The following is a 26,886-nucleotide window of genomic DNA, read 5'->3' as shown; positions in this document are numbered from 1 at the left end:
ATCGCGGCGGATTTTTACCCAAGAGGAGAACGGCATTGGACACAAGTCCCAAACGATTACAGCAGGACCTCGCGGTAAGATAGCCTTCACGCTGTCTTAACTGCGTTAAGACGGTGAATTTCCTTCCAGAATCATCCCTTTTCATAAGCACAATGCGGCTGGTTCCCAGCGGTATTCGCACTGTCTGTAATCCATTTATTAACCTGTTGTTCCGCAGATAAAGAGCTGTGGATTGAGGTCTATCATGGATTGGAAAATCTTTTTACTGCGCGTCACCGTCGCGCTGGTTTTGGGCGCGCTGATCGGCAGTGAGCGCCAACTACGTCAACGCATGACCGGATTACGCACCAATGCGCTGGTGAGCACCGGCGCTTGTCTCTTCGTTCTGATGACACAAAGCGTTCCCGGCATCGCTACGGATGCGTCACGCGTTGCGGCTTATGTGGTTTCCGGTATCGGTTTCCTCGGTGGCGGAGTCATCATGCGCGATGGCTTGAACATCCGCGGATTGAATACCGCTGCCACCTTATGGTGCACCGCCGCCATTGGCGTGCTGTGCAGCATGGGATTGCTGCTGGAGGCGACCCTCGGCTGCATGGTGATCCTGTGCGCGAATATACTGCTGCGTGAACTGGCTTTGGGTATCAACCGCCAAACCATCGTCTCAGCAGCCGAAGCGATGCAACACTATAAAGTACAAATCATCTGCCTCGCGCAGGATGAGGTTCAGGTTCGCAGCCTGATGCTGCACACGCTGGGTGGCAGCGGCTTACGCCTGCAATCGCTACACAGTGAAGACATGGATCCGCCGCATCGCATGGAGGTCAATGCGGAGGTGATTGGCAATCCAACGTTAACCGATCAGCTGGAAAGTCTGGTGAGCCGCATCAGTCTGGAGAAAGGTGTGAGTTCGGTGCGATGGCAGGTGAGTGAGTTGGAGCGTGATTAATATTCAGATGTGCTTTAGAAGACCAGTCGCCATTTAATCGCCACTATGAATGACAAACAAAAAAACCACCTTGAAAGAGGTGGCTTAATAGCATGAATAACATCACTAAATTTGGTGGCCCCTGCTGGGTTTGAACCAGCGACCAAGCGATTATAAGTCCCAATTTGAAATGAGTGAAATCAGTAACTTACTGATTTTAATGTTTTCTTTAGGCCGAATAGTGATGAAAAGTGGCACATAGCGTTGAGCTCTGCTGCCACTTTGCTGCCAAAATTATGTCAGATGCGAGATTTTAGTGGTGTAAAAGAACGTTTATAATCTTGATGATAACTGAGTGAAATTTACCCACTAACCGATCATTATATTTCAAATATCAGGATTATTGAAGGAGATAAGGATGTCAGAGATGGTTTTAAGATCACAATGGTTTGATTACTTTTCAAAAAGGATTTTGAATGATTTTGGAATCGTTGTGAGTGATATTGAAAATTACCAACCTGACTTATCCCCCATAGTTTATTGTTGCTTGCTTAATAGAAGGGTAATTAATAAAAAGCGTAAAATAATTTATAGCAAAGCTTTTTTGGAGAGCAATTGGTATAACGATGAGCGCTGGATTAAATTAAAAGATCTTATAGAAGAAGGGGGTGACATTAACTGTTATATGAGTAAGGCTATTAATGAATGGAAGGCAGTGGACTATCTTTTATACACCTATAATGTTAGCCATTTCCATCTGCATAAAGATAAAAAAGGCGGTATTAGAAACGAACTTGTTTTTGGTGTTTTCACCCATGACTGTTTCTATGCAATTTGCGTCGGTGGTCACAATGATATATATAAACCTGATGAATTGATAGGCCGAGCTTATGATGCATGGCCTACTGAAATTTATGATTATGAATTGAATTCAAAGAAAAATAATAAATTTGATCAAGGTTTCTTTAAAAGACAGGCTAACATCCCGGAACTCCAATTTAATAAAGCTAACTCCACTCCAATAAAGAATGGTAAGGGGGAGGTTATAGCTCATGTCGATAAGTTTCAACACACACTACTTGTTAACTTAACTTTGAATGATATAGAATATAAAAGCATTCCTTATAGCGTCTACTGTGCATATTTAAATGAAATTAAGCACATAGAAGAAATTGAAATGTCATTAGTTAATAATGTCAAGGCAGATAAAATGGACTTAATCATTCTGCCTGAAAAAAAGATGTATGAAGTGATTGTTCATAATAGAATTTCATTTAAAAAAAGCATTCCTTTTAGGAGAAAGGTTTTAATCTGTACTCTATACAATCAATAAGTTTTTTAAATTTAACTTTTAGGGTTTCTCTATAAAAATTCATAGGTATTAAAAGGGAGGGTTTATGGCTTTTTCAAAAGATATAAAGCAAGCAATAGATAGTTATGTTAGTGGGCATCTTGCTGATTTATCTTGGCATCAAGAAGTATTTGATTTCATTACAGATTCTACGCTCAAGCTGAGACTTGCAGATGAATTTATGTCAACAAGATACCTCTATAAAGTTCTTGAGGGACTTTCTGCTGAAGAATGGCTTTTAAGAGCACAAATTCGCTTACAGGTATTATCCTATGCTTCAATTTATGAAGCAGTGCTGCATCATATTTTATTTGATAGGTTGCCATCAAACCCTTATGTGAAGTCCTTAACGGATTATACGACAAAAAAAGAAATTTCAATTCCAGCTCATAAGCGAAAAGCTTTAAAAGATGCTCTTTCTCATAATGGAAGGGAAATTATTCCTACTTATAATGATGTTGCTAAAACTGATATTACTAAAGTCAGGTTTGATAAAAAGGCTGAGTGTGCTGCAAGCTTGGGTCTAATTGATAATAGTCTTAAAAAAGATATTGTTGAATTCTACGAGGCGAGAAATGCGATCCACATTCATGCTGAGATAAAAAAAGACTTGGTATATCAGCTGGAATTATCAAAGAGAGCATATTTCCGAATGGAACCTTTTATTGAACAAATTAAAAATAACCTGCCAGCTATACTAACTAACAATCCCTGATTTTTATGCGGGTGAAATAAAATCAATGTGGCTTTAATTCATTCTTAAAGCCACTTAGAAATATAAAATGAATATTTGGTTGTTTGGTTGCTGTTTTTATAATGTATTCAGAGGGTTAAATTCCGTAGCCTCAAATAAGTGATCTGGTGAAAAATGCGCATACCGCATCGTCACCTTAATATCTGTATGCCCCAATATCCGCTGAAGCACTAAGATGTTTCCGCCGTTCATCATGAAGTGAGACGCGAACGTATGGAGCAAAACGTGCGTAAGCTGTCCAGCAGGTGTCTCGATGCCAGCGCGTTGCATGGCCTTCCTAAAGGCTGAATAGCATGGTTTAAAGAGCACCTGCGCTTTCCTGGTGGATGGAAGTTCAGCCTGCAATTTTTCATTGATCGGCACCGCTCGGTTTTTCTTACCTTTGGTTTTCACGTAGATGATTTGCCCGGCGCGAATCTGGTTACCCTTCAAGCCTTCGGCTTCACTCCACCGTGCGCCAGTTGCCAGGCAGATTTTCACAATGGCAGTTAGGTCTTTAGATCGGCTGTTCTCACATTCGGCGAGGAGCGTTCTAATTTCCTCAATGGTGAGATACGCCATCTCAGATTCACTGATTTTAAACTCGCGTACATTCTCTAGGGGGTTCGGAGCGGGCCATTCATCTAATCGGCGTAGCTCGTTAAACATCGCCCTAAAATACGCCAGCTCTAAATTAACAGTGCGAGGCGTTACCGTTTTCACTCGGCTGGAGCGGGTGATCTTCCCGCTTAACCGCTGCTCGCGATAAGACGCAAAAATTTTCGCGTTAAACTCGGTTGCGAGTGGGTTTCCCATCGCCTCACAAGCGAACGCCATTGTGGTTCGCCGCTTCTCGCCATCCGCCAACGTAATGCCATGCGTGTTGAACCACTGTTCAACCAGCTCAATCACCCGCCGCTTATCTGCTTTCTCTCCCAGCCAGGGCTTATCTTGAGCCTGTTCTTTTACGAACTTCTCATAGGATTGTGCTTCGCCCTTCGTAGCAAACTGGCGGCGAATCCTTTTGCCATCACGGCCGTTTGGGAAAACCTGTGCCTGCCATTTCCCATTGGGTAATTTGTTTATTGCCATTCCATGCCTTAAAGGTATTCGGTTCGGGTGATCACTTTGCCTAAAACTACGATGTCACTTGATTGGCATTCAAATGACGATTTCCCATTCTCGACACGTATTCTTCCACCGGGAAAACGTACCAGTTCTCGAATGCTGACTAACTTATCAATCTCGATAAGCCATAACCCATCGACGATCTCGCCTTCATAGGTATCAACCAAATAAGTGCTTCTGTCTGCGTTGATCACAAACGGGGCGTTTAAGCCTTCAGGTAGTGATGCTTTATCCAGAATGTATTAAGCATGTTTGATTTCAGTGTCTCCACACATAGCCATTTTGATGAAGCGTGCCGCGCGTTTTCCGCAAAGCACAACATCATCCAGCTGGCTAATAAGGCGGGGTTTAATCCGCAAACCATCCGTAACAAGCTAAACCCGGATCAGGTCCATCAGCTTACCATTCGTGAAATGCTAATCCTGACCGACCTGACGGAAGACTCAACGCTGGTTGATGGCGCATTGGCTCAACTGCAATGCCTACCATGCGTGCCGGTAAACGAAATCGCTCAGGAGAACTTACCGGCTTATGTCCTCAAAGCTACCGCCGAAGTCGGGCAGTTAGCCGCGGGCGTTGTTAGTCAGAAGAAATTTACCTCGGCCTGTCGGCGTGAATTTGTGCAGAACGTTAATGCCGGCATTCGTTGTCTGACGTTAGCTGCGATAGCCGTTCAAACTCGTGTGCATTCAAACCCTGCAATGGCTGGCAATGCAGATGTGTTAAGCGGGATCGACGCATCGATATCGATCCCACTAAAGGCAGCGCCACGGGTTACATCGCTAAATACATCTCCAAAAATATCGACGGCTTCGCTATGGACGGCGAAAAGGATGATGAAACCGGCTCAAACATGCGTGATATGGCGAAAGCCGTTTGTGCGTGGGCGTCTCGCTGGCGCATCCGCCAGTTTCAGCAGATTGGCGGTGCGCCGGTCACTGTATGGCGCGAGTTGCGCCGTCTCGGCGATACGCGCCTACCAAACGAGAAGATGGACGCCGTGCTGGCGTCTGCTTCCGTTGCCAGCTGCTGGGCGTCTTACACCATGGCGCAGGGTGGCCCGCTGGTCGCGCGTGATGACTTGGTGATCCGCCTTTGCTACGAAATCACCGAAATGGGCAACGAGTACGCGGAGGACGTGCAGAGCGTTCAGGGCATCTACTCGCCTCACTATCAAGATTCTGAAGTATTCACGCGTCTGGTGAAGTGGGAAGCCGTTGCCAAATTAGCCGACGCATCAGTGGAGGCTGGTCCTTCTGGCGGCATCGCCGCCCCTTGGAGTTCTGTCAATAACTGTACGGGGCCGGAGCGCCGGCGGTTAGAGCTGGAACTAAAAGCCCGTGGTTTTGAGGGGCATGAGGAGGAAATTATCCTCCTTTCCAGGGGATGCAGTATAAATTCCGGCGCGCGAATGCGGCTGTTTTACCGAAACGGCAGACTCCAGGAACAAAAGATAACCATCTGATTAGTCCAGAGGATTTCTCACGGAAGGTAAAAAAACATTTCACATTTCGAAACTCATAATATACTGTACGTATAACCAGTTGTTCATTGTGCGGAGGGAATATGCAGGATTATTTTTTGGAGTCGATGAAGCTCCAGCGTATTGATTTATTTATGAAACTTGTTGCTGCTAGTGATTGCACGGATGACGAGAAGCAGCTTGCCATTCAGTGGGTCTCTGAACTGACCGATGAGCTGATGCGGAAAGTCAGAAGCCACGAATATTCTCGCATGATGCACGCTTCAGATTAGTTTTTTCAGATGTCACGCGTAGCAAGATGTGATCGGATGGAAGCTACATATCACGCCGGGATGCTTACGAAAGGTGAGTCCGAACATAACGAGAGTTGCGAGGCGTTAAGCCATGGCTAAAAATCCCGAAAAATTCCAGATCGTTTACCGAGGTGAGGTACTCACTTACTACAAGCCCGGTGAATGGGTGTTTTTCCAACGGCCGAAAGAATGCGGCGGGGGTTACTGGCTCGGTAAAACCTACGACTTCGTTTTCATGCTTGAGATTCCATATCCCATTTCTTTACGGCAGGGCATGGATTTTCTGAATGAAGCAGAAGGAATTGGCATCCACAAATCAGCTTCTGTGGACGACTTCAAACTGGAGTGAAGAGTGCATGACTATGCCGCATGAATTCGCATGATCCGAAAAGGATCGCTTTACCCTCGGCCCGCCAGTTCTGGCGGGCTTTCGTTTATGTCATGCAGGTGCATGAAAACCGCATCATAAAGCGGGCAGGCGTGGCGGGGGTACGAGCGCGCGCAGAGAAGGAAACCTGAGAAGTATAAATCTTACAAAATCTATTTAATTTATCTTTACATTATGATAATAAAAAAGGAAAAGATAAGGAGTTATCCAATGAGTAAAGTAAGGAAAATAATCAAGATCTTTATTGCTTCTCCTGGCGATTTGAGTAATGAAAGAAGAATAGCGAGGGAGGTAGCTGATGAATATAATTCTAATAACTCCGATCTTACTGGCTATCAAATTGATATGGTCGGATGGGAAGAAACTATTGGAGGCGTTGGACGTCCTCAGGAAATTATAAATAAAGACTTGGCGCGTTGTGAGTTATTTGTTGGGATGCTATGGAAACGTTGGGGAACAGCTCCTGATACTAAAGGAATATATACATCAGGATTCGAGGAGGAATTCCAAATCTCCTTTAATCGATATGATAAAGAAAAAATCCCTCAAATGCTAATGCTCTTCAAAGATGTAGACGAAACATTATTACAGGATCCGGGGGAAGGGCTCAAAAAGGTACTTGATTTTAAAGAAAAACTAATTAAAGAAAAAAAGTTTTGTATGAAGTTTTCAAAGATGAGAAGGAATTCGAGAAAAAGCTTAGGCGCTGGGTTACATTTTATGTTAATGGGCTTATAGAGAAAGAAAGAGAAGATTCTATTAGCGAAGGAACAGAAGACTCCTTTGACAATACTGTTTTGGAATCGATGTCAACTGCAGATACCAATCGTGACAAAACAGACGTAGCTAAATTTTTAAGTGAGATTACAGATACCGTTAATGATGAATTGTGGACATCCTTCTCAGCTTCAGATGTGGCATATTTCAAGTTGTTAGCAATCTCGCTAAATAAAGGCGGTAACGATCAAACATTTTTAGAGGCTCATGATGCAAATCTGATTTATTTGAATGAAAAAAAATATAATTTTGATAATCGTTTAGAGCTTAATTTGGTTAGGGCTGGGCTAAACGGTTATGGAAATCAAAATATTCCACTTTGGAAATGGTTGTCATTAGAACCCCATAGACTTAAATTTTACTCTATGTATTTTAATGATAAGGTCAAAGCCAAGTTCATTGATGCAATTACATTTTTATCAATTAAAAGTCATGTGCTCGGAGATGAAACTATCTCTGAATGGTTCGATGTAAGTGAGTCAGATGAAGTTAGAATATCTGCAATAAAGTACTTGGCAAAGTTGGGCGGTTCAGAGAATGTTGATTTATTAATGATGGAATATGAAAGAAAAAACAATCGAACGCTCAATGCTTCTCTTGAAGGGATTGTTGCTATAAAGTTTAGGGAGAGTGTTTCGAAAGGATTTGATGCTATTCTTGAGTTGCAACCTACCATTCTAAATAAAAAGATAATTAAAGAATTGAACGAAAGTGGAAGTGGTATTGAATCAAAGAGACTATTTATAGGATTAGAGTGCAATAATCAAGAAGTGAGGTTGTCATGCTTGGAGTTGTTAATTTCAAGAAATAATTTATTTGATGATAAAGCCGAAGTTCTATTGGAGCATGATGATGTGAGGATTAGATTAAGGGTGTTGGTATACCTTTCTCACAAGAATAAGATGTATTATAAAGCTAAGGGTGAGGAAATACTTAAGCTACCAAAAGATACTAACAATAAAGATAAATATTTTGATGAGTATTCTTCTTTAAGTATACAGTATGAAAATATTGAAGTTTTAAATAAAAAGCTTACTACTGAATTTCTAATTGATGCGAAGGTACTAATAGCTCTTGCTTATAAAGATAAGAAAAATTATTTGGGAACGATAAGAGCTTACCTAAACGATAAGTGTGATTCTTTTTATCTGGAAAGGCTAAAGGTAATATTGCCCCCAGGTAGTTCGGATAGCCCATTTATTACAGGTGAAATTCGTGGCTTTATAACAAATAATATGTTGTCGGACTGCGTCAATTGGCTTGCATCATGTATGTTAAAAGAAGATATTGAGTTAATTAGACGAACCGTTAATGGTGGAACTGTTACTGTTTACAAGCCGGTTTTTGATTATTTTAAACGATATGGTGAGTGGGAAGATATTTATCTATTAAATGAGGCTAAGGTTACAAATAACCAGACGTTGCTAGGTTCTTTCCTGGAGAATGAAGATGTATACGAAGATTTAACTGAAGTTTATCTAAAAATAGCTAAAGGTAGAGAGGAGGAGTTGATCTTTACACCAATTAATAATTCTTCTAAATATCGAGTTATAACTAAGGTTTCTATAAGGGCTTTTTCCGATCTAAATGATTCTCAAGTTATAGAACTTTTAAACGATAGTCATCATTTGATCAGGGAAAAAACGGCATTAAGAGTTATAGAGTCATTTAGTAAAGAGCGAATAAAAAAACTGCTTGAAGCTGTTACAACCGGTACAACTTATTTTTACAATGTAGTACATTGGCTTGATCTTGGCATGGCAGTTAAGCAATCAGTTTATCAGTCAGCGGTCAAACAGATTCTTAGAGATTAAAAAATAATAGTTTGTTAGTGATGATTTTTTAAAACTTTTTATGAAAAACAAGGTTTCTTGATGAAATTAGATATATTAAAAGAGCAGTATGCTGCTCATAGAATTAAAGCTGAGACTTTTAAAAAAGAGTTAATAGGTCAAGTTGAATCTATCCTCTCAAAAAATGATGTTACTCTAGGTGTACCTATTGAAAGTCGAATAAAGAATATGAATTCTATCATTGATAAAGATAGTAGAAAATCATTGACGATTAATTCCCTTCTGGAATTAGATGACTTTATAGGACTGAGGGTGATTTTGCTTTTTAAACGTGATATGGAAAAAGTAACGAAATGCTTACATGAAAATTTCAATATAATAAAATCCGAAGATAAACTTGAAATGCTTAGCGAAGACAAATTTGGTTATCAGTCATATCACTTAATACTTAAAATGCCAGACGAATGGCTAAAAGTTCCAACTTTATCAGAATACAGTGATTTCAAAGCCGAAGTTCAAGTTAGAACATTGTCACAACATATATGGGCTGCAACCTCTCATAAGCTCCAGTATAAGCAAGAGAAAAGTGTGCCATTGCCTTTAAGGCGAGCTATACATCGAGTATCGGCATTATTAGAAGTTGTTGACCTTGAATTTGAAAGGGTGTTAATTGAAAGAGAAGAATACATTGATAAAATTAGTGACGTTTCCATTATGGAAAATGATATTGCTTTAGATGTAGATGTATTAAAGTCTATTGCAAAAACTACACTTCCAATAGAGAACGAATTAGATGATGAAAGTTTCGATGAGCTACTTTCTGAGTTAATATTTAATGGTATTGAAAGTGCTAGTGATTTTAAAGAAAAATTAAATAAAGGGCTTGCTGAAGCTCTAGCGGATGATAAACGTCGGGTTAGGGTGCTAAAAACAAAAGATAATGAAGATGGCGAGCTTGATGATATTGAGTGGAGTCGGGTGAGTAGAGGTGTATATTATTCACATGTGGGTTTGATTAGAATTGCGATGTCTAACGTTATGGGTGATGATTATATCATCACCGACAATGATGAGTGATTTAAAGTCGGATAGGAATTCTATCCGATATTTATTTTTAATCGAATTTGTAATTGCTAAAGCTTATAATCTTCTCATCCAACCATTCGTTTAGCTCAGTAAATCTTTTTTGGAGTGGCATGAGTTCATTCCTCACAAAAACTTTGCTCGCCTTTTCTACATCCCCAAACCCTCCAACATTATTCGGCATGATCCCCATCATCTGCGGCGGCACACGGTGCGCGGCCATCATGTCGTCACGGCTAACGTTTTTGATATTCAGAAACTCATCCTTAGCCGCCACCTCTGACAAAGGGATGATCTGAATCCCGTCTTTCTTCCCGTTCGGTGAGTACATAAACAGGTTGCGGAAGTTGCCCGGCCCCTTGGCGCTTTTCATCGCCTGGCGGATGTTGTTCACGTCTTCCTGATTCTGCGCGGCGTCGGTCATGTACATGATGAAACCGGCGTGGCTGCCGTTAAGGTAATATTTGCGGCGGAACAGCGTAGCCGACTCGTTTAGCAGGGTGGACGGGATTGCCGAAAGATATTCTGGCAGGCCGTAAACTTCCTGATTTAAATCCGGCTCCATCAGGTGAAACACGCTGCCTTTGGTGAACTCATAGGGCTGCGTGTTCATGCCGTACTGCACGAACCAGTAGGTGTCCAAATCGGTGCCACGGCGCGTGAATTTTGCCAGTGCCGGCTCAAGTGCCAGCACGCCGCCGAGCCTGTTGGTGCGCTTCTCCAGATAGGCGTTGCCGAAAACCAGATAGTCCTGCACGAAGCGGCTGAACGCCTGCTGACTCAGCAGCGGGTGAGGGATGAAGGTGCTGGTGAGGATGTTGCGCTTCACGTTGATCGGCGAACTGTGGTGCACGGCGGCGCGGAACGTGCGCGCCAGCCCGTCAAAGCTCACCGGTGGTTCATACCACTTATCCATGACCACGCATTCCACGTAATCCAGCAGCTCGCGGCGGTCCAGCACCGGCACCGGGTCGCCAAAGGTGAACGCTTCTGCCGCCGGGACGCCGGTCATCTGTTCCTGCTGCACGGGCTGCGTACGCGTGCGGTTCCTGCGTTTTCTCATTTAAAAAATCTCCATAATGTTGCCGGTGTGGGCGGCTTCGCCCTGTAGCGGTTCGTTTGCCAGCGCGTGCATGGTCGCCCACGCCAGATCGGCGTGGCTTGCTTCTTCACTGCGGCTGGCTTCGTAGGTCGGGCGGTTTCCGCTGGCCGTGGTGGCGCGGCGGATTGCCATGAATGACTGGGCGATGTCGAGGTGTCCGGCGTCGAACTCCAGACGCCCGCTGCTGATGATGTCGAACGCCTTCAGCACCAGGGCGTTTTTCACGTTCGGGTTATAAACAAACTCCTTCACCGCCGGATAAAACATCTTCACGTTCTCGTACACGCCGAGGCCGACGCCGGTGGAATCGATGCCGATATAGGTCACGTTGTACTGTTGCGTCAGCTTTTTGATGGACTCGGCCTGCGCGCGGAAGTCCATACCGCGCCACTGGTGGCGCTCAAGAATGCGGAACTTACCGCCCGGCACGGCAGGCGGGGCGATTACCACGCACCCGGCGCTGTCGCCGTTCTGCGTCCCTTTCGCCGGGTCGTAACCGATCCACACTTCGCGCCAGCCGAACGGGCGCAGCGCCAGCGCTTCGAAGTCGGCCCACACCTCCCAGCTGTCCACCATGCACTTCTGCAGCAGCTGCAGCGGGAACACGGACGCCAGATCGTCCACGAATTCGCACATCAGCAGGTTCTGGTATTCCGGTGGGCTGTATTCGAGTCGCAGCTGGTCGAGGTCAAATAGGTTACAGCCGCCGCGCACGGCGTCCTCAACGGTGACAATCTGGCGGAACTGGCCGTCATCGCAGAAGCGGCCCGGCGACAGATTCATGTGCGACAGGTCGATGTCCACGCGGTCAGCCTTGGCGCGGCCCCGGTTGAACAGGCCGCCGGACCAGAACGGATAGGCGCTGTGCGTGAGGCTGGACGGGGTGGAAAAATAGGTTTGCCGCCACTTCTTATGCAGCGCCATGCCGGACGCCACCTTGCGCAGCTCCTGAAATTTCGGGATCCAGAAGTATTCATCCAGGTACAGATTGCCGTGATAGCTCTGCGCGGTGCGGGCGTTGGTGCCGAGGAAGTACAGGCACGCGCCGTTGCTGAGCGTCATCGGGTCGCCTTTCAGCTCAACTTCCACCTCTTTTGCGAACTCAATGATGTACTGCTTGAAAACGTGCGCCTGCGCCTTGCTGGCTGAAAGGAAAATCTGGTTGCGTCCGGTGGTAAGCGCATCCAACAGCGCCTCACGCGCAAAGTAGTAGGTGGCCCCGATCTGGCGCGACTTCAGCACGTTGCGGATGCGGTGCTTGTTGCCCGCGTCCCACCACTGGCGCTGGTAGCCGAACATGGAGTCGTGGAAAATCTCCTGTAATTTCTCCACCTGCTCGTCGGTAAACACGTTTTTTTCTGGCGGCTTGCGCGGCCCGCTGTTGCGGTTCGCCACGTTCGGATTGAGATCTGCTTCGTTACCGCCGTTGCTGAACTTGCCGATGCGGGCATGGCGCTCGGACTGACGCGCCAGCAGGTCAATCTCCTTGAAGTCTCTCCCTTCTTTTGTCTCTTTCATGATCAGCTGGCAGTAGCGCGCGGCGGTGGTTAGCTGCATCTGGTCAAGCGGGCCATAATCACCCCACTTGTCGCGCTTCTTCCAGCTGTGAACGGTTGCGGGTTTCTCTCCCAGCATTTCAGCAATGCGGGCGATACGGTATCCCTGAAAGTACAGCAGCATGGCCTGCCTGCGGGGATCGAGGTCTTCGGGGGCGAGTGTCGTTGTCATGGCCCCAAAATACGGCCCCGCCGATCCCTTTTCTGCCGTCTCCCGTTGTGTGGCTGCCCGCACAACGTGCCCGCGTTGTTTCGACCCCCTCTGAACCGCAAACATAAGGCTTCAAAGCGATTTACCCAACGGAGCCTGATCTATGGCAGTTAAAGCAAAGCGTTTTCGTATCGGGGTGGAAGGTGCCACCACGGACGGACGCGAAATTTCCCGCGAATGGCTGGAGCAGATGGCCGCCGCCTACAACCCGGCGGTTTACACCGCGACCATCAATCTTGAGCACATCAAGTCCTATGCCCCGGACAGCACCTTTAACCGTTACGGCACGGTAAACCTCTATGGCGCGCGAGGTGAAGGCAGACAGTGAAAAGCGTGAGCTGGTCAGCCGCGAAACGACGGTGAAGGCCTCCGATAAAACTACCGTGATCGGCACCGCCACGCTGCTTGCCGGTGCTATTCAGCAGGTAACAACAGGAAGTTTCACTATAGGCATTAAGGGCGATCAGCTGACTACAGTGGGCGGTAACGCTGAATCTGATATCACAGGAAAAGCCGCGTTTAGCGTAGGAAAGGAACTGATTGAGAAGATTGGCCAACTCAGGCAAAGCGTTGCCGGAACGCGTAAGGAGATTATCGCGCCGGTTGTGTGGATTGGTTCAGAGCAAATCAACGTGGCGCAGCTGATGCTGGACACCGTTGCACTGGTGCAGCAGCTGGCGACACAACTGGCCAGCCATACGCATCCGTCTACTGGCCAGCCAACCAACAGCGCCGCAATCGAACAAAGTGCCACGCAGGCCACTGCACTGGCCGCGAAATATTCCCCCGTAATCGGTTAATCACCATCACTTTTTAACCCGCTAACTCAGCGGGTTTTTTTATGCCTGTCACCAGACCGCATAGAACGCCTTCAGAGCGCCGCAGCCGCGCAACCATTCAACGTTTACCTTTAATTGGATCGCACGTACAGCGTTGCGCTGGCGCAGCCACAGCCCGACAAAATAAACGCCTCACTGACAAAAACGGCGCTACACCGCACCCGCCTGCGGGTTTTGCATTATAAAAATTTTTCAGTTTTATTTTTCTACAAATCGGTACGCCAGAGCACGCTACTGCTGGCTTTCTGATGTAATTCGGCAACTGAAAATATTGAAAAGAATTTCAGTGCTTTTCAGTTTGACGGATTAAAATTGGATCTTGGTAATTGCGAAACAATATGAAAAATAAGGATAATGTTGTATTTTTGTACAGTGTTGGATCTTAATTGGATCTGCTGCTTGAGCGTAATCGATGCCCATCACGCCATGATTGGTAAGGGCTGCGGTGAAATTTACTTATTCGAGTGGACTGAAAAACTGAGTAATGAAAACAGTGTCAGGCGTCATAAAAAATTAGCACGATTATACGTGGGTTGTGCTTTTCAACAGTTTCCATGACGCTAAGAATTAACTTTTTTTGTCAACCTACAATTGTCACAAGACAAATTCTTTAAATTTTTCTTTATTCGCAACAAGGTAAGGTGGGAACTTATCATTAGTTAATTCTTGCATGACAAGTTTTCTTTCCCTATTCCATAAATCCTTACCATTTTTCAGTGCATCAATAATGTGTTCTCTATTGTTTAAATGAGGTAAATCATATTCGGTATGAGAAATTGACGACATTTTTTCTGAGATTCGTTCAGGTGTCATAATCCATGAAAAATGCCAGCCTGAATTTTTTACAACCTTACTGCGTAACTTAAACCAGTTTCTCGAAATAAAATCATTATATAATTCTGATTTCTTTATATTTCGGAACGACTCTGGCTTGCCATCAAATGAATGTTTAAGGTTGCGCATACTGGTAGCTCGTGGCAATCGACATTGACGTTCTGAGCCATCAGTATTAAACACTTGAAGATTGAACTGATAATTATAAAAAGGCATGTGCAATATTGTACATAATTTCTTAGGGTTGATTTTTTTTATAATTGCTGGATTGAAAATTTCATCAACATCGGATACTAAAATCAAATCTTCATCCTTGGCCTTTTTTAATCCCCGCATAATGGCGTTTCGTGTTGCAGCCTCGTTTGCCCAAGCATCATAATTACCTGCTTTACCATCTTTTAGGATTGGTAACTCATTAAAGACAACATAAACAATCTTATCTTTAAATCTTTCATACTTATCTATATCGAAATTTAATTTCTTAGGTTTCCCAGTGAATGTATGAGTAGATTCGACAATGACAAAATAATCTACGACATCGTCCAGAGTATTTAGTCTGATATCAAGTAGCATATCTTCGTCGTAGTATAAAAAACAATCATAAATCATTGGGTATTCCTTACGCATTGAGTTAGTTCCAGCGTCTTATGTTCACAAATGATAGATGCTGATGTCCAGCTTTTGAATCTTGGGGGGACAAAAAGGGGACAATGAAAACCAGGTACAAAAAAGCCACCTTGAAAAAGGTGGCCTAACTGTATGATTTACATCACTAAATTTGGTGGCCCCTGCTGGGTTTGAACCAGCGACCAAGCGATTATGAGAACCATAAAAGCCAACTAATAATCAATGACTTAGATAATAATCAATGGGTTATAAAATCAATATCGGGCAATATAGGTCAATAATCCTAACTTCATGCGACACTTTTGCGACACTTTAATGGGTTTAAGTTGATCGCCTCTTCCAAGTGGTTTGGAGCGAAGTGAGCGTAGCGCATTGTCATTTTTATGTCGGTGTGTCCGAGGATTTTCTGCAGCACGAGAATATTGCCGCCATTCATCATAAAGTGGCTGGCGAAGGTATGGCGTAAAACATGCGTCAGTTGTCCAGGAGGTAATTCAATTTCAGCGCGCTCCAGAGCATTTCGGAAGGCGTAGTAACAAGGTGTGAAAATTGCGCCTGTTTTCTTTGGTAACTGTTCAAGCAGGGCTGAGTCAACGGGTATGGTTCTGTTACGTTTACCTTTGGTTTTAATGAAGGTAATTTTACCCGGCGTGATCTGCGAGCGTTTCAGAGTCTCAGCCTCACCCCAGCGCGCACCTGTGGATAAACACACTTTCACAATCGCTTCTAAATCTTTAGCGCTGCTGTTTCGACATTCTTCCAATAGTCGATCTATCTGCTCATCAGTCAGATAAGACATCTCACTTTCATCAATGCGAAATTGGCGCACGTTTTCGAGTGGGTTGGGTGGAGACCATTCACCCAGCCTTTTAAGCTCATTAAAAACGGCCAGAAAGTAGGCGTGTTCAAGATTCATGGTACGAGGAGATACTTGAGCAATACGCTTGGTACGCGCAAACTCCCCTTTAAGGCGCTTTGCTCTATAAGCAGTAAATAGTGGCGCACTGAATTCTGTAGCTAAAGGAGAGCCCATACACTCGGCAGCCCATAGCATAGTGCTTTTGCGCTTTTCACCATCAGACAATGTGATGCCGTGTCGGTCAAACCACAAATGAACCAAATCAGCTAAGCGGCGGCGATCTTTTCCATCACCGAGCCAAGGTGAGTCCTCTATTGTTTGAAGAGTGTAATTTTCAAATGCCAAAGCTTCGCCTTTGGTGGCGAATTTTTTTCGGACTCGCTTTCCTTCCTTTCCATCACTCCGGTTAACAGAGTAGAAGTCAGCGACCCATTGGCCTGTGGGGAGTTTTCGTACCGTCATATCAACTTATTGTCAGAACGACTTTACCAATTGCTTTGATGTCATCAATTCCGCATTCAAAGCTTGTTTCACCTGAGCCTACGCGTAATTTTCTAATAGGGATTCGCGTAAGGGAGCGAAAACCGACTTTTCCTTCGATCTCCACTAACCAGTGCCCATCCTGAATCTCATCCAATCGACGCGCGACTATGTAGTTCACGTCTTTATCTTTAACACTAACCAAATTTTGGTCGCTAGCCACATCATCATTAAGCAAAGAAAAATCAAAAATTAGACTGCCTGCATCCTCAAGTCGGCCATCAATTAGCTTTAGTCTATCTATGCTACTGCCCATTGGTGCGCTTTTTCCAAAGCTCTCACCTTTTCCTGAAATTAACCAATCAATGTTGGCACCGGTTTCTATCGAACACTGTAGAACGATATCAGCTGGAAAAACCTCACGTTTATAGCGCGAAGACAGGCTGCTGGAAGCTATGCCAAGGTGTTCCGCGAGTTCAACTTTTAAGTTGAATCCGTAGGCCTCGACAACCCTGTCGAGGGCTTCAGCGCTTGAAGACGGGAAAGAAAAATTTAGATGTGAACTCATGTAGCTTGACTCTCCATTTATGGAGGTATAGTCTCCATCTAGTTAGCTTAAGTGAACATATTGACCTACATTGACCGATATTGACCTATCGGTAAACCTAATGGAGTTTGCATCATGCGACCTAGCATTACAATCGTCATCCCTGAGCCTTATCTCCCGCTAGAAGAATACTGCCGACGCACTGGAACAAAGTACGAAACAGCTAAAAACCTGATTGAATACGGAAAGTTGCCCATTAAACCTAAGGGAACTCATAAAAAAGCCTTAATCGAAATCAACATGGCCGCACTAACAATTCAAGCGCTGAGCGAATGTGATATTTCGCTTAATGCGTAATAAATCTTAGATATTAGACAAGGACTAATCATGTTTGATTTTAAGGTTTCCACCCATAGCCACTTTGACGAAGCCTGCCGCAAGTTCGCTCTAACGCACAACATGACAGAGCTGGCTCAGCAAGCCGATATGAAAGTTCAGGCTTTGCGTAATAAGTTGAATCCCGATCAAGTGCATCAACTCACTGTGGCCGAAATGCTTCTGCTGACTGATCTGACAGAAGACGCGACGTTGATAGATGGAGCGTTAGCACAACTGCAATGTCTTCCATGTGTGCCGGTGAATGAAGTAGCAGACGAGAAGTATTCAGCATACGTGCTGAAAGCAACTGCCGAGGTTGGCATGTTGGCAGCTAAAGCGGCAAACGCTGAGACAATCACAGCAACCTGCCGCCGTGGTGTTGTCGAAGCGGCCAATACTGGCATTCGCTGCCTGATGCTGGCCGCAATAGCAGTGCAGAGCCGCATTCATTCCAACCCCACTTTGGCGTCTACCGTTGATGCAATCAGCGGCCTAAGCGCTTCAGTTGGTTTGAACTGAGGGGCGCGCGATGATTTCATTTGCAGCCCACCTCAAGCGCCAAAGCCCGTCTATGTCATATGGCAACGGTTGGATTATGGGCGAGAACGGCAAGCGCTGGAATCCATGTGCTGACCAGAAATCTCTGCTACGTGATCTAACATCAAAGCGCGCCGGATTGTTAATCCGCTTGCGTAAACTTATCGGTGGTTAATATGCCGCGAGTTTTATGGGAAGTACCGAAGCAACATGAAGCCGCCAGTTTTTCCAAAATTCATTTGATGGGCGCACGTGTTGATAAGCTTCAGCCAATGACGTTTGATGAATTTCGCAAAAAGTGGCGTCAGATGCGTGATAACAACGCAAACCCGGCACTGCGTTATTTCAACAACCAGAATGATGAATTTAAGTTCTGCGTAATGACCTTGGCTAATCGTGATAATCCCAAGACATTCAAACCGGAGGAAATCGGAAAGCCTTTTGAATATTTCGATGAACGCCGCCGCGAGTTAATAATCATCGCAATGAATAAAGTTGCGCGTTGGGGCCGAATTTTGCCTGGCCGCTTTTCAACTGCTGACTGTTTTTTACCTGAGTAAATAAGACTCAAAAATTAATGGCGTAAACCCGCCGGGCATTCTTTTGCCCAAATTCTGGAGATTTAAATATGCGAAATATCGAAACACGGAAATTCGACGCAAATGTCGAGCAGCTTTCCACAATCATCACATCCGCCCGCGCAGAAGAACGTGCCGAGCGGGGCATGCAGGTAGCTAGACGTTTAACTGATCTTGCTATGCGCATCCAGCAAAAAGGCTTGAGCGGTGTAGAAGCTGCAGAGCTTCTGCGTCAGGAAGCTGAGCGTTATGAGAGCGAAGCGCAGGAGGCGTTGCACTAATGGCGGATTCAATGGACTTGGTGCAGCAGCGAGTTGAAGAAGAACTGGCGCGCAATCTGGCAAACGCTAAACAGCACCCTACCGGCGCCAGCGAATTTTTCTGCCTGTCGTGTGATGCCGTAATTCCTGAAGCCCGACGCCGTGCGCTGCCGGGCGTTTCTGTTTGCGTGACATGCAAGGAAGTCAGCGAGCTTAAAAGCGCTCATTACAAAGGGGCTGCCTTATGAATACCATTTTGAAATGGCCGGGAAGTAAAGTCCGCGTAATGACTGAGCTGTCGGCACATTTTCCTGCTGGTAATCGCCTTGTTGAGCCGTTCGCAGGCTCATGCGCGGTTATGATGAATACCGATTACCCCGAATATCTGGTCGCTGATATCAATCCCGACCTGATCAATATGTACCGCCAGATTAAAGAGCATACGCGCCCGTTTATCGTGGTGGCGATGGCTTTATTCAGCCAAAACACGACTGAAGAAAGCTATTACCGTGTGCGCAAAGAATTTAATGAAAATGCATCAATGCCGCTTCTGGAGCGTGCGGCACATTTTCTGTACTTGAACCGCCACGGTTATCGCGGAGTTTGCCGCTACAACCTCAAGGGCGAATTTAACATTCCTTTCGGACATTACGCGAAACCCTATTACCCGCTTTACGAAATCGAAATGTTTGCTGAGAAGGCGCAGCGTGCAACGTTTATTTGTGCTGGCTATCAGGAAACGCTGGGCATGGTGAAGGCCGGTGATGTTGTTTATTGCGATCCGCCATATCACGGCACATTCACCGAATATCACACAGGCGGATTTAGTGAAGATGACCAGCACTCTTTGGCCTGTTATCTGCTGGGAATTTCTGAGCGTAACTCGGTGATTCTTTCTAATAGCGATACGCTTTTCACTCGCAGTATTTATCGCGCTTTCGACATTACCAAAATCACTGTGGCTCGCTCGGTTGGCGTTAAAGCCGGTGAAGGTAAGCGTGCAACGGAAATCATCGCTGTGCGCAAGCCAGAGTTCCATCAATCGTTGATCGGATGGGATATGGCGTCCGGGCTCAATAGCTCCGCTTTTATGGAGTTGCCGCAATGATCCATTTCCACGGCGGGCCTATTACGCCTGAATCGTGTGCGCTCAAGGCATGGAAAGGCCGGCATGCGTTTATCAGTTTTGCTAACCCAGGTCAGCTTTTGCTGGCCTCTGAGGTTTGCCAGAGTTTTGCTCTTGATAACGGCGCGTTTAGTTTCTGGACTAAAAAACGCGTGGTTGATTGGGATAGTTATTACGACTTTGTGGCTCGTTGGTCGAATCATCCTCGGTTTGCGTTCGCCATTATTCCCGACGTGATTGGCGGTAGTGGTGATGAAAACGACGCATTAATAGCTGAATGGCCTCATGGGAAAGTGGCCGGGGTGCCTGTGTGGCATATGAACGAATCAGACGAACGTTTCATACGTCTTTGCAATGAGTTTCCCCGTGTGGCGCTGGGTTCAATGGGGGAGTATGACGCCTGTAGACCCAAACAATGCGCAGCCCGTTTGCGTGACCTTATACGTCATGTTGTTGATGCTAATGGGTATCCAATCACGAAGTTGCACGGGCTTCGGATGCTTAATAAAGACCTGTTCAAACGTGTGCCGCTTTCATCAGCAGATAGTACTAACGTTGCTCGAAATATCGGAATAGACAAAGCCTGGAACAAAAGCGCTTATGCGCCTGCAAGTAAGGAAACCAGAGCTGCGGTACTGGTTGAGCGTATTGAGTCAATGAATAGCGCCAGTTCACTTAATTATGACCCTGAGCGTGATCTGTTTACGCCTCAATTGGCCTTCGAAATATGATGGAGTCTTTAATCCGGTCTGGATGGGCTTATGAATGGAATAAACCTAAGAGCGCGATCGCCAGCCCTTATCCTACCTACGAGGAAACGCACAGCCGCAATCAAATGATTGCGGCTTTAGTGCGTGCGCAGGAATTACTTGAACAACAGCCGGCACTGGTTCAGCTCGACGTAAAGCGCCGCACCAGTGAGCTTGAAAAAACACAAGGTACAGCCCGTGCCAATGCATACTTTACGAAGACTTTCGTAGAGCGCACATTGCCACGCGTTGAGATTGTCAGCGCTCAATATCGCCTTGGTGTAATGAAAGGTAGCACCCTGAATCTCCTTGGCGGAAATGCTACTGATCGTGAAAACACAGCTGTTGCTGGCGGGCAATTACATAATTTGATGCGCCGCTTTAATCGCCTTCCAGATATGGCGCGCGCTGATGTTGATTTGCTGGCAGGCGATATTGCTAATCTAATCCTCGCTGAATTGGTGCAGGCCCACCATCAGGCAAAAGATGAGTCAGATTACAAATACACTCATCGCGTTTACATGACAGCAGCAACCATCACACGCGAGTTTAGCCAAACCCCGCCACTGTGGGAGAAAGTCACATCCCGACTTTTTGACCCGGAAGAAGTCACCCCTGCGATCCGGCGCATGCATACTGAAAAGTGGTGGAAAGGCCGACTGCGCCGCGTCGCCGCCTCATGGCGCGAACATTTACAGATCGCGCTGGCGAACGTAAGCAAAAAACACACCCCTTACGCCAGCAATATGAATGTCTCGGAATGGCGCGAGCAAAAGCGCCGCACGCGCGAATTTCTAAAGTCGCTTGAGCTGGAAGATGAAGAAGGCAACCGCATCAGCCTGATCGACAAATACGACGGAAGTGTGGCCAATCCAGCGATCCGTCGCTGCGAGTTAATGACGCGCATCCGTGGCTTTGAAAATATCTGCAATGAAATGGGTTTTGTTGGTGAGTTCTACACACTGACCGCCCCGGCTCGCTTTCACGCAACAATCAAGACCGGACACCGTAATCGGAAATGGAGTGGTGCAAGCCCGGCGGATACGCAGCGTTACCTTTGCAACGTCTGGCAAAAAATCCGCGCCAAATTGCACCGCGAGGATATTCGCATTTTCGGTATTCGCGTAGCCGAGCCGCACCACGACGGCACACCGCACTGGCATATGCTGATGTTTATGCGCCCTGAAGACGTGGATCAAGTTCGTCGGATTACCCGCGATTACGCATATCAGGAAGACAGTGGCGAGCTGACAACAGATAAAGCACGCAAAGCACGTTTTCATGCTGAAGCTATCGATCCGGAAAAAGGCAGCGCCACCGGGTACGTAGCTAAATATATTTCCAAGAATATCGATGGCTACGCTCTCGATGGCGAGCTGGACGACGAAAGCGGAAAAGAACTTAAGGAGACTGCACCAGCAGTTTCTGCGTGGGCTGCACGCTGGCACATTCGCCAGTTCCAGTTTGTTGGCGGCGCGCCGGTAACTGTATACCGCGAGCTGCGTCGCATGGCTGACAGCGAAACGGCGCACGGTTTAAGTGTTGAGTTTGCTGCAGCACATGATGCAGCCGACGCCGGTGATTGGGCTGGTTACGTTAACGCACAGGGTGGTCCGTTTGTTCGTCGTGATGATTTGGCTGTGCGGACATGGTATCAGCCAGGCGAGGACGTTAATGAGTACGGCGAAGAAACCGTGCGCATTAAAGGAGTCTTTGCTACTGAAGTCGGAGCAGACACGCCAATACTAACTCGTTTGGCACAGTGGAAGATCGTCCCAAAACGTTCAATCGATGCCATGTATGAAAGCGCACCGAAGCCGCTTTCTGCACTGGATGTTGACCTTGATTTGGCCGTTGAATTTTTGGACGCGTCTGCGTCCTCTCGGAGTTCTGTCAATAACTGTACGGGAGGTTTGAGATCTGAGGATTTGAATCTCCGGGAAAGTTTGGAAAAAATCGACCTTAATGGCTTGAGTGCGAAAGAGCGGCGGCAAATTCTGGCCCGGATTAGGGCTGAACAACCTAAAAAGCGGCACCTTAAGTTGAGGCGATCGGGCAAAATTGAAGCTGCTTGCGACAACGTAATCAGCCAGGTGAAAGATTTATGCGGAGAAACAATCAGTCGTGGTTTGGCTGTGCGCCTAATCAGTGGCGCGCAAGCAGAAATCGCTGGAAAGAATGTCCGCAGCTCTGCTTATGGTGACCTTTTGAGGCCAAAAAATGAGGCTTCAATGAGTGGTGTATTAGCAAGATTTAACCGATTGGCCGAAACGGTTAGAACAAAAAACGCTCATTAATGGTCTGAGGTTAGTTAAGCGAAGAATATTGTTAGGTAAATTTTAGTGATTTTAAGATGTTGTTAGCCGCTGGGTTAATGCTGATAAAGACGTTTCATATCATGAAGATAAAAACCTGTTTCAACCGCAACATTTTTCTTCCGCTTAATCCGAATGCTATGCTACTGTATAGATGTACAGTGATTTTTGTTGGGGAGGGCGCGTGGATAACGATTTACAAGAGCGGGTAATGCTTGAACGTGTCGAGTTAATTGCTCGGCTTACTAGTGAAGGGATTTGCAAAGAACGTGACAGGGAGATTGCGCTTAGTCTTATCGCTGAGATCGCGAGCAATACCTCGATGGCAAACAAACAATTTTCAGTCGTGTTTTCGGCTGTGCCACTTGATAAATAATCCTTGGGGTTGCTGCGATGCGAATCGAGATCATGCTCGATAAAAATCAAAAACTAAGCCAATCCATTTTGAGTGCCTTTCAAGATGAAGTAAGTAAGCGTGTTCACGCGCTGTTTCCTGAAACCATTGTACGAGTTCGGCAGGGCAGTTATACCAGTATTGAAATGCTGGGATTCAAACTCGATGACGATAAGCGCCGCCTGAATGATCTCCTGCAGAACGTCTGGGAAGACGACAGCTGGTTACACTGATAACCGTGCTGCCGGCAAAACTTGCTTTTGGCTTCAGAATGTTTTGTTTGCTGGAATTTTTTCGTTCGCACTTAAACCGATAATTTGATAAAACCTTTGTGATTTATATTTAATATTGGTGGCTTTATGATTGTTTCGAGAGATAAACATTTGTTTCGTTTTCGTGGTGACAATGTGAACACTATAAGCGAACTGGTAAATAAATCTATTTGGCACTCCAAAGTTGATGGCTTGAATGATCCATTAGAGTTGTTTTTTAACTTAGATGCTGATGGTTTGTCGAAGTTGGGGAAAGATGATATAGCCAGAATAATAAAAAATAATGCTGCATTTAGACAATCACCCAATTTCTTTAGACGTTGCTTTGTACGAAACGAGTTAGAGCCTATATATAATATGATAAGGGAGCACTGGAATGAGGAGTTTGTTGGAGAAATGATCAGTGAATTTCGCCAGAAAACCGCTGTAGCCTGCTTCACAAAAACATTTGATAGTCGTTTGATGTGGGGGTATTACGGCAATGGTATGAAGGGGATTTGCTTTGCCTATAATAAAGAAAAATTAAGCAATTCTGGCCTTGAGTTCACAGATGTAAAATATGTTGATGAAGCGCCAAAAGTAAATATATATAAGCATTTAGCTGAGAGTCTCAGTGGCGCTAAATTAACAATAGATGCGGATTTTGCAGTTTGCAAGCACAAGGATTGGGAAAAGGAAGAGGAGGTAAGGAGTTTGAAGTATTTGAAAGGGGATGATGTATATAAAAATAATCCCGGAGAATCTATTTTGTTAAATGAAAATTGTGTTGACGCTATAATAGTAGGAGAGAGGCTTCATGGTGATATGCGGACTTTTCTTGAAGACTATTCTAAGAGAAATGATATTTATTTATTAGTTGCAAAGGCGAACTTTAATAACTATAAAATTCAAATAGAAAATTTATATTGAGATTATATTTTTCAATTTTTTTGCTAATAAACATTAAAACTTTGATGACATAAAAACTTGTTTTTTGTCATCAGAGTTGAACAACGAGCACCGCGAGGCGTTAGTTATGGCTAAAGCTCCTGATAAATTTCAGATCGTTTACCGTGGTGATGTACTGAGTTATTACAAACCCGGCGAGTGGGTATTTTTCCAGAGGCCGAAAGAATGTGGCGGCGGTTACTGGCTCGGCAAAACTTACGATTTCGTTTTTTTGTTTGAAATTCCTTATCCTGTTTCTTTACGGCAAGGTATGGATTTTATGGACGCAGCAGAAGGAATTGGCACTTTCAAACTACCTTCTGTGGATGACTTCAAGCTTGAGTGACTAGTGCATGACTATGCTGCATGAAATCGCATGATCCCAAAAGGATCGTTTATGCGCCGGCCCGCCAGCTCTGGCGGGCTTTCGTTTATGTCCTGCAGGTGCATGAAAACCACATCGTAAAGCGCGCAGGCGTGGCGGGGGTACGAGCGCGCGCTTCGACATAAAATGCAGTTGATCATGTAGAGTGACGGAGATAGTCTCTCAAGAACATTCATTACTAAGGATTGACAATGAGTACTTGGACGCAGGCTTATGAAAGCAGGGAAGACTTGAAATCATACGGCGATAACGGATTAGCATTATTTGCATTAGCTTTGCATTTTCGTATAGATGATATTGACAGCGTTGCAGCTGAATCTATTACTGATGGGCATGATGATAAAAAATGTGATTTAGTATTTATTAACGAAGAGGAAGAGTTTGCCGTTCTTGCTCAATGTTATTACTCAACAAAAGATAGACCAGAAGCACCTGCAAACAAGGCTAGCGACCTAAATATAGCGTTAGCATGGTTATTACAAAGAGATTTGCAGGAAGTTCCTGAAAGAATAAGGTCTTCAGCCCAGCAAATTAGAACATTAATAAGTCAATCAAAAATTAAAACTTTATATGTTTGGTATGTACACAACCTCCCATTGTCAAAAAATGTTTCACAGGAGCTTGTCACCGTACAACAAACAGCAAATACAATTCTTCAACATGAATTTAAAGAATCAAAAGTCCAAGTACATGCCCTTGAAGTTGGAGCTGATAGGTTGACGGAATGGTATAGCGAGTCTTTGTCGCCAATTCTAGTTGATGAGGTGTTCAATATTAAAGTTAATGATGGTGGGTACGAGGTAAAGGGGGGGAATTGGAGTGCATTCTGCACGACGATACAAGGTAAAGATCTTTCTCGAGCTTATAAGAAACATAAACTGAAGATTTTTTCTGCAAACGTAAGGGATTATTTAGGTTCAAGATCTTCAGATTCAAATATTAACAATAGCATTAGGAATAGTGCGGAAAACTCTTCTTCTGAGTTTTGGGCTTTTAATAATGGTGTGACAATATTAGTACATGAATATGAGCATAATAGCAAAGCGAATAACCTTGAGGTCAGAGGTATGTCGATTGTTAATGGTGCCCAAACTACTGGGGCACTTGGTTCATTACCGAGATTACCGCCTGACGAAGTGAAAGTGCAAGCTCGATTTATCAAAGTGAAAGATGGTGATGCTGATTTAATACAAAATATAATTCAATATAATAATAGCCAGAATAAAGTAGAGGCTTCTGATTTTAGAAGTACGGATAAGATTCAGAAAAGATTAAAAATAGAATTTAAATCGTTTCCTGATGCAGAGTATGAAGGTGGTCGAAGAGGAGGAGCAGAGAGTGTCATACGAAGAAAACCTAACCTTTTACCTTCTTATACTGTAGGGCAAGCTCTGATGAGTTTTCATGGTGAGCCAACAGTGGCTTATAATCAGAGATCTGCAATCTGGACGAATGACTCACACTACTCAAAAATTTTTAATGATAGCACTAAAGCATCACACATTATTTGTGCTTACTCACTTATGCGTTGTATTGAAAATAAGAAGATAAATTTAGCCAAGAAAGATGGGTTGTCTAAGAACGATTCTGCACAGTTAGGATACCTCAGGTATCGTGGTGCGATTCCATTACTATGTTCGGCAATTACTGAATGCCTTGAAAGTTTCTTAGGTCGTACCGTGCCAAATCTTTTCAGAGTTTCATTTGGACAGAATGTTTCTCCGTCAGATGCTGAAAGAATTTGGGCACCAATTGTAGATATATGTTTAGCTCTAAGTAATCAGCTTTTACCTGCGTTGGTTGATGGGGGATTGAAAAGCCCTACTAAGGTTAGAGAGTGTATATCAAATTTTTCTCAATTAATTGCCGCTACAGCACAAATGAACCGCCCTGTATATGAAGGGTTCGAAGAGAAAGTTAAACCATCTTTTTAATTGTAAGGCCTCACTTGAG

At 44.8% G+C, this 26,886-nt stretch carries 30 protein-coding genes and 3 pseudogenes; 26 read left to right on the top strand and 7 right to left on the bottom strand.

The genetic code is table 11. The features are described 5' to 3' along the window. The first annotated feature begins 244 nt into the window (after window positions 1-244). The 3 genes from K5Y30_RS10345 (at window position 245) to K5Y30_RS10335 (ending at window position 2,994) form a co-directional block, all read left to right on the top strand. The gene (locus K5Y30_RS10345; RefSeq protein ID WP_222185374.1) at window positions 245-949 is read left to right on the top strand and encodes an MgtC/SapB family protein; all 705 of its coding nucleotides are present in this window, start codon (window positions 245-247) and stop codon (window positions 947-949) included. A gap of 397 nt (window positions 950-1,346) precedes the next feature. Beyond that, entirely contained in the window at window positions 1,347-2,261 is a 915-nt protein-coding gene (locus K5Y30_RS10340; protein ID WP_222211318.1) for a hypothetical protein, read from the top strand. Between the two features lie 64 nt (window positions 2,262-2,325). Then, entirely contained in the window at window positions 2,326-2,994 is a 669-nt protein-coding gene (locus tag K5Y30_RS10335; RefSeq protein WP_222211316.1) for a hypothetical protein, read from the top strand. Window positions 2,995-3,090: 96 nt separating this feature from the next. On the opposite strand, the gene K5Y30_RS10330 is transcribed toward K5Y30_RS10335, so the two are convergent. Both K5Y30_RS10330 and K5Y30_RS10325 read right to left on the bottom strand, forming a co-directional pair. Next, window positions 3,091-4,104: a tyrosine-type recombinase/integrase gene (locus tag K5Y30_RS10330; protein ID WP_222211314.1), complete on the bottom strand. Its 1,014-nt coding sequence runs from the start codon at window positions 4,102-4,104 to the stop codon at window positions 3,091-3,093. Window positions 4,105-4,112: 8 nt separating this feature from the next. Then, on the bottom strand, window positions 4,113-4,376 hold the full coding sequence (locus tag K5Y30_RS10325; RefSeq protein WP_255606644.1) for a hypothetical protein: 264 nt from the start codon (window positions 4,374-4,376) through the stop codon (window positions 4,113-4,115). A gap of 12 nt (window positions 4,377-4,388) precedes the next feature. Here K5Y30_RS10325 and K5Y30_RS10320 point away from each other — a divergent pair. The 7 genes and pseudogenes from K5Y30_RS10320 to K5Y30_RS10290 all read left to right on the top strand — a co-directional run. Beyond that, window positions 4,389-4,892 (top strand): annotated as a pseudogene (locus K5Y30_RS10320) (phage regulatory CII family protein); the annotation flags it as partial. After that, window positions 4,886-5,605, top strand: a pseudogene (locus K5Y30_RS10315) (replication endonuclease); the annotation flags it as partial. The pseudogenes K5Y30_RS10320 and K5Y30_RS10315, both read left to right, overlap by 7 nt. 101 nt (window positions 5,606-5,706) lie before the next feature. After that, window positions 5,707-5,895, top strand: coding sequence for a hypothetical protein (locus K5Y30_RS10310; protein WP_049850574.1), 189 nt, complete (start codon window positions 5,707-5,709; stop codon window positions 5,893-5,895). Window positions 5,896-6,007: 112 nt separating this feature from the next. Then, complete coding sequence (locus K5Y30_RS10305; RefSeq protein WP_061720362.1) at window positions 6,008-6,265, top strand: hypothetical protein; 258 nt, start codon at window positions 6,008-6,010, stop codon at window positions 6,263-6,265. Window positions 6,266-6,514: 249 nt separating this feature from the next. Further along, window positions 6,515-7,042, top strand: coding sequence for a DUF4062 domain-containing protein (locus K5Y30_RS10300; RefSeq protein WP_222211312.1), 528 nt, complete (start codon window positions 6,515-6,517; stop codon window positions 7,040-7,042). Further along, the gene (locus K5Y30_RS10295; RefSeq protein WP_222211310.1) at window positions 6,961-8,895 is read left to right on the top strand and encodes a hypothetical protein; all 1,935 of its coding nucleotides are present in this window, start codon (window positions 6,961-6,963) and stop codon (window positions 8,893-8,895) included. Before K5Y30_RS10300 ends, K5Y30_RS10295 begins: the two co-directional genes overlap by 82 nt. Window positions 8,896-8,955: 60 nt before the next feature. Continuing rightward, window positions 8,956-9,951 carry a GTP pyrophosphokinase family protein gene (locus K5Y30_RS10290; protein ID WP_222211308.1) on the top strand — a complete coding sequence of 332 codons (996 nt, stop codon included), beginning with the start codon at window positions 8,956-8,958 and terminating at the stop codon, window positions 9,949-9,951. 37 nt (window positions 9,952-9,988) lie between these two features. On the opposite strand, the gene K5Y30_RS10285 is transcribed toward K5Y30_RS10290, so the two are convergent. Together K5Y30_RS10285 and K5Y30_RS10280 are read right to left on the bottom strand one after the other, a co-directional pair. Next, the gene (locus K5Y30_RS10285; RefSeq protein WP_222211306.1) at window positions 9,989-11,020 is read right to left on the bottom strand and encodes a phage portal protein; all 1,032 of its coding nucleotides are present in this window, start codon (window positions 11,018-11,020) and stop codon (window positions 9,989-9,991) included. Continuing rightward, complete coding sequence (locus K5Y30_RS10280) at window positions 11,021-12,787, bottom strand: terminase ATPase subunit family protein (protein WP_222211296.1); 1,767 nt, start codon at window positions 12,785-12,787, stop codon at window positions 11,021-11,023. A 142-nt stretch (window positions 12,788-12,929) separates the two neighbouring features. Between K5Y30_RS10280 and K5Y30_RS10275 the strand changes: the two are divergent. Together K5Y30_RS10275 and K5Y30_RS10270 are read left to right on the top strand one after the other, a co-directional pair. Further along, window positions 12,930-13,118 (top strand): annotated as a pseudogene (locus K5Y30_RS10275) (GPO family capsid scaffolding protein); the annotation flags it as partial. A gap of 7 nt (window positions 13,119-13,125) precedes the next feature. Then, entirely contained in the window at window positions 13,126-13,626 is a 501-nt protein-coding gene (locus tag K5Y30_RS10270; RefSeq protein ID WP_255606621.1) for a hypothetical protein, read from the top strand. Between the two features lie 633 nt (window positions 13,627-14,259). Here the strand turns inward: K5Y30_RS10270 and K5Y30_RS10265 are convergent. From K5Y30_RS10265 to K5Y30_RS10255, 3 genes are all read right to left on the bottom strand, one after another. Next, window positions 14,260-15,126: a benzoate transporter gene (locus tag K5Y30_RS10265; RefSeq protein WP_255606620.1), complete on the bottom strand. Its 867-nt coding sequence runs from the start codon at window positions 15,124-15,126 to the stop codon at window positions 14,260-14,262. A 289-nt stretch (window positions 15,127-15,415) separates the two neighbouring features. Further along, window positions 15,416-16,447: a tyrosine-type recombinase/integrase gene (locus tag K5Y30_RS10260; protein WP_222211294.1), complete on the bottom strand. Its 1,032-nt coding sequence runs from the start codon at window positions 16,445-16,447 to the stop codon at window positions 15,416-15,418. Between the two features lies 1 nt (window position 16,448). After that, window positions 16,449-17,033: a phage repressor protein CI gene (locus tag K5Y30_RS10255; RefSeq protein WP_222211292.1), complete on the bottom strand. Its 585-nt coding sequence runs from the start codon at window positions 17,031-17,033 to the stop codon at window positions 16,449-16,451. A gap of 114 nt (window positions 17,034-17,147) precedes the next feature. On the opposite strand from K5Y30_RS10255, the gene K5Y30_RS10250 reads away from it, so the two are divergent. The 14 genes from K5Y30_RS10250 (at window position 17,148) to K5Y30_RS10185 (ending at window position 26,867) form a co-directional block, all read left to right on the top strand. Next, window positions 17,148-17,369 carry a regulator gene (locus tag K5Y30_RS10250; RefSeq protein WP_222211290.1) on the top strand — a complete coding sequence of 74 codons (222 nt, stop codon included), beginning with the start codon at window positions 17,148-17,150 and terminating at the stop codon, window positions 17,367-17,369. 30 nt (window positions 17,370-17,399) lie between these two features. Further along, the gene (locus K5Y30_RS10245) at window positions 17,400-17,909 is read left to right on the top strand and encodes a phage regulatory CII family protein (protein WP_222211288.1); all 510 of its coding nucleotides are present in this window, start codon (window positions 17,400-17,402) and stop codon (window positions 17,907-17,909) included. A 10-nt stretch (window positions 17,910-17,919) separates the two neighbouring features. Then, a complete protein-coding gene (locus K5Y30_RS10240) occupies window positions 17,920-18,102 on the top strand; it encodes a phage filamentation protein Fil family protein (RefSeq protein WP_222211286.1) in 183 nt (60 codons plus the stop codon). Between the two features lie 67 nt (window positions 18,103-18,169). Then, entirely contained in the window at window positions 18,170-18,487 is a 318-nt protein-coding gene (locus K5Y30_RS10235) for a hypothetical protein (RefSeq protein ID WP_240632915.1), read from the top strand. Between the two features lie 68 nt (window positions 18,488-18,555). Continuing rightward, entirely contained in the window at window positions 18,556-18,786 is a 231-nt protein-coding gene (locus K5Y30_RS10230) for a DUF2732 family protein (protein WP_222211284.1), read from the top strand. Then, window positions 18,786-19,013, top strand: a complete 228-nt coding sequence (locus tag K5Y30_RS10225; protein WP_101762944.1) for a TraR/DksA family transcriptional regulator — start codon at window positions 18,786-18,788, stop codon at window positions 19,011-19,013. The genes K5Y30_RS10230 and K5Y30_RS10225 overlap by 1 nt, the downstream gene beginning before the upstream one ends. Then, a complete protein-coding gene (locus K5Y30_RS10220) occupies window positions 19,010-19,873 on the top strand; it encodes a DNA adenine methylase (protein ID WP_222211282.1) in 864 nt (287 codons plus the stop codon). Before K5Y30_RS10225 ends, K5Y30_RS10220 begins: the two co-directional genes overlap by 4 nt. Continuing rightward, window positions 19,870-20,622 carry a hypothetical protein gene (locus K5Y30_RS10215; RefSeq protein ID WP_222211280.1) on the top strand — a complete coding sequence of 251 codons (753 nt, stop codon included), beginning with the start codon at window positions 19,870-19,872 and terminating at the stop codon, window positions 20,620-20,622. Before K5Y30_RS10220 ends, K5Y30_RS10215 begins: the two co-directional genes overlap by 4 nt. Then, window positions 20,619-22,937 (top strand): replication endonuclease, encoded by a 2,319-nt coding sequence (locus K5Y30_RS10210; protein WP_255606619.1) that lies wholly within the window; start codon window positions 20,619-20,621, stop codon window positions 22,935-22,937. Before K5Y30_RS10215 ends, K5Y30_RS10210 begins: the two co-directional genes overlap by 4 nt. Before the next feature lie 202 nt (window positions 22,938-23,139). After that, window positions 23,140-23,331 (top strand): hypothetical protein, encoded by a 192-nt coding sequence (locus K5Y30_RS10205; RefSeq protein WP_370634192.1) that lies wholly within the window; start codon window positions 23,140-23,142, stop codon window positions 23,329-23,331. 17 nt (window positions 23,332-23,348) lie between these two features. Then, entirely contained in the window at window positions 23,349-23,582 is a 234-nt protein-coding gene (locus K5Y30_RS10200; protein WP_222211276.1) for a DinI-like family protein, read from the top strand. Between the two features lie 126 nt (window positions 23,583-23,708). Further along, window positions 23,709-24,530 carry a DUF2971 domain-containing protein gene (locus tag K5Y30_RS10195; protein ID WP_222211275.1) on the top strand — a complete coding sequence of 274 codons (822 nt, stop codon included), beginning with the start codon at window positions 23,709-23,711 and terminating at the stop codon, window positions 24,528-24,530. A gap of 106 nt (window positions 24,531-24,636) precedes the next feature. Continuing rightward, complete coding sequence (locus K5Y30_RS10190; RefSeq protein WP_222211273.1) at window positions 24,637-24,894, top strand: hypothetical protein; 258 nt, start codon at window positions 24,637-24,639, stop codon at window positions 24,892-24,894. Between the two features lie 230 nt (window positions 24,895-25,124). Beyond that, window positions 25,125-26,867: an AIPR family protein gene (locus tag K5Y30_RS10185; protein WP_222211271.1), complete on the top strand. Its 1,743-nt coding sequence runs from the start codon at window positions 25,125-25,127 to the stop codon at window positions 26,865-26,867. Window positions 26,868-26,886 lie beyond the last annotated feature (19 nt).

This window comes from Pantoea sp. DY-5 (genome assembly GCF_019795955.1).
GTDB classification, from domain to species: Bacteria; Pseudomonadota; Gammaproteobacteria; order Enterobacterales; family Enterobacteriaceae; genus Pantoea; species Pantoea leporis.
The sequence above is the reverse complement of the archived record's forward strand: the minus strand, read 5'-3'. Positions and strand labels throughout refer to the sequence as shown.